This window comes from Allosalinactinospora lopnorensis (assembly GCF_000981225.1).
GTDB lineage: Bacteria > Actinomycetota > Actinomycetes > Streptosporangiales > Streptosporangiaceae > Allosalinactinospora > Allosalinactinospora lopnorensis.
The window spans coordinates 1-9714 of the sequence record NZ_LAJC01000113.1; the positions used below are offsets into that span (position 1 = coordinate 1).

Here is a 9714-nt window from a genome sequence, read left to right on the forward strand (position 1 = left end):
GGCCGAGCTCCGGGGGCGGGGCGGCCGGCAGCCCCGGCGCGGTGACACCCTCCGGGCGCCCCTCGGCGGCCTGCTGCGCAGGCCCGGCGTGCCGTCGGGGCTGTTCGTCAGCCTGGCGCTGCTGTCCTCCGTCGACCTGCTGACCGCCTACCTGCCGCTGATCGCGGAGAACCGGGGGATCGCGCCGTCGACAGTGGGCGTGCTGCTCGGGGCGCGCGCAGGCTGCTCGATCCTGTCCCGCCTGCTGCTGTCCCAGTTGCTGGCCCGCTGGCCGCGCCGCACCCTCGTCGTCGCCAGCGCCCTTGGGGCCGCCGGCGCGCTGGCGTTCGTCACGGTCCCCTGGAGCGGGCCGGCGGTCATGGCCGCCGGCCTCGCGATCGGCGGGTTCCTCCTCGGGATCGGCCAACCGCTGACCATGACCACGGTGGTCATGGCCGTCCCCACCGACGCCCGCAGCACCGCGCTCGCCCTGCGGCTGTGGGCCAACCGCATCGGCCAGGTGGCCCTGCCCGCCGGGGCCGGCGCCGTGGCGGGCACGCTGGGGGCCGCCGGGGCCCTGTGGTTCGCCTGCGGTGTCCTGGCCCTCGCGGCCGGCGCGGCCAGGATCGGCCCGCGGGGCTGACCCTACTCGTCCGGTTCGGCGGCGGGCTCGCTCCAGCGGACCACCAGCGGATAGCCCTCCATCGAGGCGTCGCGGGGGGCGGGGAAGACCTCCTCGGCCTCGCCCGGGCCGTCGTCGCCGATGTCGACCCGGTGCCAGCCGGCCGTGTCCTGCAGCAGCAGACGGTCGCGCCCGGGTGCGGGCGCGCACTGCAGGACGGGGCCGCCCCCGCCCTCCAGCAGCCGGGTGTTCGTGAAACCCTGCCCGGTCTCGTCGAGCACGACGAGGTTCGCGCCGTCCTGGTCCTCTGCGACCTCACCCCCGGAGTCCACCGGGCCGACCACGGTGGTGCCCCCGCCCCAGACCGGGGAGGCGTCCAGGTCCTGCCACCGCGCTCCGTCCGCGGTCAGCGTCGCGTTCATCACGTTGTCGCCGCTCCTGCGCACGACCAGGTCGCCGCCCCCGCCGTTGACCTGCTCGGTCTGCTGCTGCTCCCGCACGTACAGCTCGCCGTCCGGGTCCACCTCCCAGTCGCTCGGCCGACCGTTCTCGCCGAGCGGAAGCGTCCCCTCCTGGTTCGGCGCGTCCGTGGGCTCGTCCACCGGTACCGAGAGCACCTGGACGCCGCCCTGCCCCTCACCGGCGTCCTCGGCGGTGAGGGGCAGGCGGTCGCCGACGATGCGGGGATCACCCCACTCCTGGCCCGCCGGCGGATCGAGGGTGGCGGCCGCTTCGTACCGCGAGCCGTCCTCGGCGAGCGCGGCCAGCTCGACGGCGTCCGACCCCGGGCTGGAATAGGCGAAGTGGCGCCAGTCGGCGGAGAACAGCGCGTACACGGGGAGGCCCGGTGCCATCGGGTCGACGGCGCCTTCGGGGAGTCCGACGGCCGCGGTCTCCTCGCCCGTCCAGGTCGAGCAGGACGAGGTTGCCGGACGGGCCGATGCCGATGGGCACCCGCAGGAAGTCACCGCCGCTGCGGCGCTGCCACGTGGTCCGCGTGTCCAGCCGGGCGACATCGGGGACACCGAGGATCTCCGGAAGGTCGACGGTGGCGTGCAGCGCGTCGGCGCCGTCGGTGGCCGCGAGCCGCAGCGGCGCCAGGATACGGGCCAGGGTGGTGAGCAGCGCGGCGCTCGCCCGGTCGGCCCGGCCCCGCAAAGGGGCGCCCGAGGCGGCGTCCGCACCGTCGTTGGGGTCGGTCTCCTCCTCCAGGTCCCCCTCGGCGGAGATACGCAGCCGCATGTCCACGTGCTCGGGCTCCTCGCGGCGCTCGCCCACCAGCACGATCAGGTGGATGCCGAGGTCGGCCAGCGACTTCACCGGCGGCTCGGCGGCCAGACCGGACAGTGTGGACTGAAACCGCCGTCGACCACCACGACCAGGCGCCGCGTTCCCGGCCCCGGTGGCTGGCCGCGCCGGCGCTGCAGGTCGATGGTGCGCTGCTCGATCTCGGCGGCCAGCAGATCCGCAATCTCCATGGTGGTGCCGCCGACCAGCCGCGCCGGCAGGGGACCGTCGGTGGCCTCCTCGAAGCCGTTGTGCGGAGCCACTTGAGCCAGTCCCACTCGCGGAGCAGCCGCGCGTTGCGGACCACGCCGACCCGTACGTCCTCGGGAGCGGTGAACGTCACCAGCTGCGCGATGAGGGAACGGGCGAGTGCGCGGCCGGCGGCCCGGTCGCCGACGACGGACACGACCCCGAGGTCGCGCAGCGGAACGACCAGCGGCTCCTCGGGGACGTTGGCGTAGAGCTCGACGATCTGGTCGGCGAGGCCCTGACACACCGGGTCGTAGACGATCAGCGGGGAGGAGGTGTCCACTTTCAGGTTCAGCGACCGGGCGAGCGGCCGGGTGCCGATCCCGGCGCGCAGGGCGAGGAAGTCGGAGTCGGTGGCCCGGCGCTCCCAGCGGCGGGCGGGCAGCCGGGCGGGCTCGACGAGCAGACGGGGGGCCGGGTGCCGGAAGGCGCTGCCCCGGCGCTGTACCGCGGCGACGTCGCGGACGGTCTCGCGGAGCTGGTCGGAGGTAGTCCAGGTAGCGTTCCCGCTGTTCCCGGATGCGTTTGCGGGGCCCGTTGCGCTGAGCCACGAACATCACGATGCCCACCGCGACGCTCACGAGCATGACGAGCATCCCGGCCGCGGCGTACAGCGGCCGGTGGCCGAGCGTGATCGTCATCAGCAGCGACCCTGACCCCGTGATGACCGGCATGATGATCATCGCAACCGAGCTGGTCGCGGGAGGGTTCTCCGGCAGCTGCGGCGGAGGCGCGATGACCAGGGGGTCGGTCCCGGGGTCGGGGACGGAGTGTCGGGCGGGTCGGTGGACAAGGGTCGTCGCCAAGGCGAGCTCTTTCGTACACCTGAGAACAAAGCGTTGCGAGGTTGCTACGGTGATGATCCCGTAAACCGGCGGATTCAGCTAATTCGACAACAGCGGGAGCGTGTGCTCCGCGCCGGTAAGCCACCCCCGTCGAACAACCCCCGTCAAAGAGGAACAACGGACGTGAGCGGATACTGCCGGGTGACGGTCACCGGCCCCCAGCGCTGGGCGGATCTGGCCCTGCCGGGCACGGTCCCGGTGGCGACGATCCTCCCGCAGGTGGTCTGGGTCTGTTCCCCGACACCGAGGGCACCGACCCCGCGGGATGGACGCTGACCACGGGCAGGGGAGAGGTCGTCCAACCCGAGGTGTCCCTGGAGAGCCAGGGGATCGTCGACGGCGACGTGCTGCTGCTGCACCGCGAGACCGCGGAGGACCGCCCTGCCCACGTCGACGACGTGCGCGGGGCGGTCGAGGACCGGATCGACGAGACCGCGCGCATCTGGCGGTCGTCGACGACCTTCGCCTTCGGACTGCTGCTGGCCGCAACCGGCCCTCTGGCAGCCCTGGCGGTCATGACCTACCTGCGGCCCACTCCGGCCAACGTCAGCGTCGCCGCTGTCGGCGCGCTGCTCTCCCTCGGCATGTACGCGGTACAGCGCTCCATGGCCACTATCGGTCACGTGCTGCTCGTCGCCGCCTGCGTCTGGGGCGCCGGCAGCGCGATGCTCACCGTGGACCTGCTGAGCGGGGAGCCCCAGCCGCTGGTGCTCGCGGCGGCCTCGTGCGTCGCCGCGCTCTTCGTCGCCGCCATCGGCTGGATGGTCGACGAGCTGGGGCTGGTCTACCTCGCGACGATCGGCACGATCACCCTGGCCGCGGGCGTGCTGGCGGCGGTGGGGATCTTCGTCGACGCCGCCCAGGGGGTGCGGGCGGCGGTCGTGCTGCTGGTGCTCGGGGTCGGCGTGCTGCCGCGGGTCGCGCTGGCCATGGGCGGGCTCGCCGGACTGGACTACGAGGTGCGCCACGTCGGCCAGGTCGGCACCGAGCGCTTCGAGGAGGACCTGGGCAACAGTGACCGACTGCTGCTCGGGACACTGCTGGGCTGCGCGGTCAGCGTGACCGCCGCCGCGCCGCTGCTGGTGGCCGTCGGCGGCGGGCTGCCGGACGTACTGCTCGCCGGGCTGGTGTCGCTGCTGATGGTCTTCCGGTCGCGGCTGTTCGACCGGATCAGCCACGTGCTTCCGCTGCGCCTCGGCGGCGTGCTCGGCGCGGGCGTGGCGGCGCTGGGCTCGATCACCCTGCTTCCCGCGATCGCCCCGTGGCTGCCCGCTCTGGTGCTGGCGGCCGGCGCGGCCGTGGCGGTGCTGAGCGGCGTCCGCCTGGCCGACGTCCCCCGCGCGTCGCTGAGGCGTACCTTCAACGCCGTCGAGATCGTCGTCATCATCGCCCTGTGCGGGGTGACCGCCTGGGCCATGGGCTTGTTCCACCTGGTCGCGGCACTGACGGCGTAGGGGTGGGGCCGGTTTTCGCCCTTTCTTTCCTCCCGAGCCGGTGCGCTTGCTGCTCCGACGGTCACTCAGCTTGAGTTCGCGGTGTTCTCAGGCCGGTGAGGTCCCTTGTTCCCTGCGGATACGAGGGGATCACGCGGTATGCGCGAGGGGGCGGGTTGACGCCCGGGGAGTAGCTGCGCTTCGAGGCGGCCGAGCGGTTCGCGGGCGGCGAGAAGGCCGGGGCCATAGCCAGGGATCCGCGGGTGACGTCGCGGTCGGTGCGGCGCCGGCGGTGCTCGTGGCAACACGGCGGCGCGGACGCGCTGCGCTCGAAAAGGGCCGGCGCCGGTGGAGCGGTTGGAGCGGAAGCCGCGACGCGGCCCCCTCGGGCACGGCTTGCCAGTGTCGGCCCTATCCGGTCGGGGCCGCCTTCCACCCGCCGGCCTGATCTTGGATCACGACGCGATCGACCAACCGGACGTCACGAGTTCAACCTGAGTAAACAAACGGAGCCTCATGAAAGATCGAGGCTAGCGCCGAACGTGTATTCGAGTAGCCCGGAATGTAACTCCGACAAAAGCCTTAAGAATCACTGGGTTTTGTATATCAACACACTCGCGCCATAATGCGAGAAATTCTGAATTATGGGCAAATCGGAAAGCCGTTAAGGCACATTAGTGTCACCTCTTCGCAATGCCATGATGGCCGAGATTGTATTCACATTGTTCTGGCGGTGTGAGGAAAATAGAAAACGAATCGCCTGGCGCCGGTAAATAACCTGACTGGAATGGAGCGATAATGCCACTCACGCCTAGCACCGGACCGAGTGCCGGCGGAACGGCGGTGGCCATCACCGGCAGCAATCTGGCCAATGCCACTACGGTGCATTTCGGCACGAAACCGGCCACGATCACCAACAACACCGCGACCCAGGTGGACGTCATCAGCCCGGCCGGGCATGGCGCCGCTCCGGTCAATGTCACGACCCCATCCGGCACGAGCAATGCGTTGCCCTACTTCTACATCGAACCACCCATAAAATCCGGCGCATCCCCGCTGACCGGTTCCGAAGCCGGCGGCGACACGGTCACGATCAGCGGCTCCAACCTCTCCAACGCCACCAGTGTCACTTTCGGCGCCAACGCGGGAACGATCACCGCGAACACCGCCGGGTCGATCACCGTCACCGCTCCTGCCGGCACCGGAACGGTTCCGATCACGGTCACCACACCCGGCGGCACGACGAACGGCTTCTCCTTCAGCTACGTCGCAGCGCCGACGCTGGCTTCCGTGGATCCCGCAAGCGGATCGGAGAGCGGAGGTACCCAGGTCACGATCACTGGGACCAGCCTGACCCACACCAACGAGGTCACGTTCGACGGTGCACCCGCCAGCTTCGTGGTGCTGTCGGACACGTCAGTTTCCGCAGTGACACCCGCGGGTACGGGGACGGTCGATGTGGACGTCACCACCACGGGTGGCACCGGCACCCTGACCGCGGCCTATGCCTACACGGCTGCACCCGGTATCTAGAAGGATGCTGCAGCCCTTGCGGGGCCCTCCAGATTCCGGCGGGCCTCGCAAGGCCTTCATCGCCGCTGCGCGAACGGATCGATCAGCGCACCACAGCAGCACGGACTCGGCAGCACCCGGGTTGAGGAGAACGAGAAGATGGTCCAACAGGAAGACGGGAACCCGCATATCTCAGGTTCTTCGGCCGCCGTGGTGACACCGTCGGCCGTTCCCGCGGTCAGCGACGTGCTGCTCTCCCAAGGCCCTGCGACCGGCGGAACGAGCGTGACCGTGACCGGCATGGGATTCACCGGAGCAACCGACGTCACCTTCGGCGCGACACGTGCGGCCACGTTCACCGTGAACTCCAGCACCCGCATTACCGCCACCACCCCGGCCCTGCCCGTGGGGCAGGCCGCAGTCGTGGTCACGACCTCCCAAGGACCCAGCAACAGTAATGTCGTATTCACCGCCTTGCCGGTTCCCGTGCTGAGCAGTGCGATGCCTGAGCAGATCCCTGAGGTCGGCAACACGACCGTCGTGCTGCACGGGACCGGTTTCACCGGCGCGACACAAGTCGTCTTCGGCGGCAGGCAGGCGGTGTCGTTCACCGTCAATTCCGACAACCGGATCACCGCGACGGTCCCGCCCGGCACCGGCGGCGTGTTCGTCACGATCACCACCCCGGGAGGAACCAGCAGCACCGTCCCGATCACCTACCTCCCCACCCCCAGGATCACCGGACTGGCTCCCGCCGAAGGCCCCGAAGCAGGCGGCGGTCCGGTGACCATCAACGGCTCCGGGTTGACCTACACATCCAGCGTCAAGTTCGGAGCGGATCTGGCGCCGTTCATGGTGCTGTCGGACACGCAGCTCGCCGCCACCCCTCCTCCCGGCACAGGCACCGTCCAGATCACCGTCACCTCCCCCGAAGGAACGAGCGGTCAGCTCCCCTACCGCTATGTTCCCGCGCCTTCGATTTAGCCTGAATCCACGTCGACAGGCGACACGCACCCCCGAAGTCTCATCGGCTCTGTCCTGCCTCCGGTGGTGACTGTGGGCGGGTGCCATCCGAGGAGGACGCGGGGGAGGGGGAGGCCGGCTCTGCCGTATCAGGCCGGTGGGTGGAAGGCGGTCCTCGACCAGATGGGGCCGGTACTGGACTTTCTTCAGTTTCCGCTATGCAGGGTGGAGAAGAAGCGGGAGCGGTGTCCGGCCCGGTGGCAGACCACTCCGGCGATGCCGACCCGTCCCCGGTTTCGACCGCCGCACAGAGACCTGCGCGGACCAGCCGTGCCAGCGCAGCAGTTTCCACACCCCCTGAATCGTGTAGCCGATGTGGAACAGCCGCCCGATCAGCGGCTTGACCCGCGCAAGCGTCCAGCCCTGGAACTCCTCGCCCAAGCCGTGCCCGAGCGGGCCGCGTCGCGGCTTCCGCTCCAGCCGCTCCACCGGCGCCGGCCCTTTTCGAGCGCAGCGCGTCCGCTTTCAGCCGGAGGGAGAATATGCTCTCCCGCTTTCGGATGTTGTCCCACATACTTGTATCCGGCTTTCCTTGAACATCGATGTCAACACGGTCTGCACCGAAGGAACCCTGGGCTATCAGACTTGCTGCGTGCGGTTTGTTGCTGGGTAGCCCGAATTGATCAACTCGCACCAGCGATGGAACGTCCCCCTCCTGCCAAGAACGCGCCCATTCCTCGGACCCGGTTTTTGAAGCGAACGCGACCATATTGACTTCAGTGTCGCTGCCGCAGGCGTAGGACACGACCACGAGTTCCTGGGAGGTCAGAATCGTACTCCCGTTATCCGCTGCCGTTTCGGAGTCCCACGAGCATCCCTGCTCCAGCGGCTCGTGCCACAGCATCTCGCCGGGTTCCCACGGCTCCTGCTGCTCTTCCTCGTCGGCATGTTCCCGGTGGGCCCATGCCCGGATGCCACCGGAGCTCGCGCCGATCACCTCTCCGTGGGTCACCCCCACCATTCGACATCCTCCGCATCGGGGTCGAACTCTGAGACCTGTTGCCCGTCCATCGCTTCCAGGGAGCAATTGTCAAGCCCTGTGGATCAAGATCTTTTGGGCGACTTCGGTTTGTAGGGTTTCGTCCGGTTGTTCGGAATACCCGTCGTCGCTAATCTGGCGTGCACAGTGGACTGACCGGAAGGCACGCTATGGCCGCCACACCCGACATACGTCCGGTCGGAGACCTCCCGGACGAGATTGGCAAGACCGCCGCCCGCGAGCTCTCCCTCAACGGCATCACCAGCCTCCAGCAGGTGGCCGACCGCTCGAAGAAGGAGCTGCTGGCCATCCACGGCATTGGCCCCAAGGCGATCGCCATCCTCGGCGACGCGCTGGCTGCGAAAGGCCTCGATTACAAAGGATCCTAAGCGACCTGCGCCGATAGTTTGTCGTCGCGTTCGACGAGTTTGCCGTTCTTGAACAGCGCGCCCGCACGGACGAGGGCGACGGGGTGGGGTGCGTTGACCGCTCGCCAGCGGGTTTGGGCTGGCTCGACGCGCTTGAACGCCATCGCCGATCCCGGCCGTTCGTGAGCCGGGCCCCTTGGTGGCCTTGGTCCGGTGACGAACAGTGGCGAAGGTCGACTCAATGGGGTTGGTGGTACACAAGTGAACCCAGTACTCGTCGGGGTAGTCGCAGAAGGCGAGTACCCCGTCGGGATCGTCGGTGATCTTAGCGACAGCCTTGGGAAACTTGGCCTGGTAGGTGTCTGAGAACGCTTTGACCGCGGTGCGGGCGTGAGCTCTGTCCTCCGCACCCCAGATCTCGGCCAGTGCTTTCTTCGCCCCCGGGTGAGCGGACTTGGGCAGCGCGGTCAGCACATTATCTGATCTATGCCAAGGCCAACCGGCCCACCCTCTACTCTCAGCTGGCCGCTCTGCCCTGGAAACAGGTGCCCGTCGCCCACACCGAGGGGCCCGAGCACGTCCACGGGCGCCAGGAACACCGGTCGGTCAAGGTCACCGCTGCAAGCGGGCCGGCCTTTCCCGGGGCTCGCCAGGCGGTGCGGATCGGGCGCTGCCGCCGCGAGCACGGCAGGGCCAGGGGCAGCCGCGAGATCATCTTCGCCGTCACCGATCTGGACGCCTACCAGGTCCGGCCGGTCGAGCTGGTCGCTCACGCCCGCGGGCACTGGACGGTGGAGAACCGGGCGCACTACGTGCGGGACGTGACCTTCAACGAGGGCAGGCGGTGGAGCCGCACCAAGACGGCCCCGGGCGTGCTGGGCTGTGTGGCCGACATCAGCGGCCAGGTGCTGGCCGCTGCAGGGTGGAAGAACCTCGCTTCAGGCCGCCGAGCCCATACGAATCCGGACAAGGTACCCGCCTCCACGGAATCACCCGTACTCAACCCGTATGGATCTAAACCGCGATAACTCCGGGCCCTGGCCACTGCGGCGGAGAGTACCGGCTACTCTTTCTGCGCGGATTCGGTCCGATTCCGCGGCCAGCGCAGGATCGTGACGGTAGCTACGACACCTGTCGGAATTCCGATCAAGATGGCCCAGGAAAGGCGTTCGGAGCGCCGAGCGTCGCAGACGTTGTTCACCGGGTCCATCTCCCCCATCACCCCGTTGTCGCTGTCCCAAGCCTCGTATCCCAAACGCGGTGGTCCCGGGCTGATGGGAGCTGAGCATTCGATCGTCGATGCGTCCGGAGCGAGATTCGCCTTAAGGCCGAAAGGAGGGGACAACAGAAGGTAGAGAACGGCTACGAAGCCCGAAGCGGATACGAATGCGGCAGCGATTGCGATGAAGAGGGAGCG

Annotated in this window: 10 protein-coding genes and 2 pseudogenes; 7 read left to right on the top strand and 5 right to left on the bottom strand. The window is 68.9% G+C overall.

Annotated features, from left to right (window positions below; all coding sequences use genetic code 11):
- Window positions 1-622, top strand: a 622-nt coding sequence (locus tag VS93_RS24845; protein WP_046472285.1) for an MFS transporter, incomplete at its 5' end; no start/stop codon positions are given.
- 2 nt (window positions 623-624) lie between these two features.
- Here VS93_RS24845 and VS93_RS24850 read toward each other — a convergent pair.
- Window positions 625-1455, bottom strand: a complete 831-nt coding sequence (locus VS93_RS24850) for a hypothetical protein (protein ID WP_156185009.1) — start codon at window positions 1453-1455, stop codon at window positions 625-627.
- A 52-nt stretch (window positions 1456-1507) separates the two neighbouring features.
- Window positions 1508-2820, bottom strand: a pseudogene (locus VS93_RS24855) (type VII secretion protein EccC); the annotation flags it as partial.
- 285 nt (window positions 2821-3105) lie between these two features.
- Between VS93_RS24855 and VS93_RS33125 the strand changes: the two are divergent.
- The 4 genes from VS93_RS33125 to VS93_RS24875 all read left to right on the top strand — a co-directional run bounded on the left by VS93_RS33125 (window position 3106) and on the right by VS93_RS24875 (window position 6911).
- On the top strand, window positions 3106-3258 hold the full coding sequence (locus VS93_RS33125; RefSeq protein ID WP_338022796.1) for an EsaB/YukD family protein: 153 nt from the start codon (window positions 3106-3108) through the stop codon (window positions 3256-3258).
- Between the two features lie 32 nt (window positions 3259-3290).
- A complete protein-coding gene (locus VS93_RS24865) occupies window positions 3291-4436 on the top strand; it encodes a type VII secretion integral membrane protein EccD (RefSeq protein ID WP_338022797.1) in 1146 nt (381 codons plus the stop codon).
- A gap of 777 nt (window positions 4437-5213) precedes the next feature.
- Entirely contained in the window at window positions 5214-5948 is a 735-nt protein-coding gene (locus VS93_RS24870) for an IPT/TIG domain-containing protein (protein ID WP_046472286.1), read from the top strand.
- Window positions 5949-6086: 138 nt separating this feature from the next.
- Window positions 6087-6911, top strand: a complete 825-nt coding sequence (locus VS93_RS24875) for an IPT/TIG domain-containing protein (protein ID WP_046472287.1) — start codon at window positions 6087-6089, stop codon at window positions 6909-6911.
- A 195-nt stretch (window positions 6912-7106) separates the two neighbouring features.
- Here the strand turns inward: VS93_RS24875 and VS93_RS33595 are convergent, their stop codons facing one another.
- A complete protein-coding gene (locus tag VS93_RS33595) occupies window positions 7107-7379 on the bottom strand; it encodes a helix-turn-helix domain-containing protein (protein ID WP_201776753.1) in 273 nt (90 codons plus the stop codon).
- Between the two features lie 720 nt (window positions 7380-8099).
- Here VS93_RS33595 and VS93_RS24880 point away from each other — a divergent pair.
- The gene (locus VS93_RS24880) at window positions 8100-8318 is read left to right on the top strand and encodes a helix-hairpin-helix domain-containing protein (protein ID WP_046472288.1); all 219 of its coding nucleotides are present in this window, start codon (window positions 8100-8102) and stop codon (window positions 8316-8318) included.
- Here the strand turns inward: VS93_RS24880 and VS93_RS24885 are convergent.
- Window positions 8315-8816 (bottom strand): annotated as a pseudogene (locus VS93_RS24885) (transposase); the annotation flags it as partial. The gene VS93_RS24880 and the pseudogene VS93_RS24885 overlap by 4 nt on opposite strands.
- 26 nt (window positions 8817-8842) lie before the next feature.
- On the opposite strand from VS93_RS24885, the gene VS93_RS24890 reads away from it, so the two are divergent.
- Entirely contained in the window at window positions 8843-9325 is a 483-nt protein-coding gene (locus VS93_RS24890; protein ID WP_052745980.1) for a hypothetical protein, read from the top strand.
- A gap of 35 nt (window positions 9326-9360) precedes the next feature.
- Here VS93_RS24890 and VS93_RS32180 read toward each other — a convergent pair.
- Window positions 9361-9714 (bottom strand): hypothetical protein (locus tag VS93_RS32180; RefSeq protein WP_236700720.1); only part of this gene is annotated, 354 nt, incomplete at its 5' end.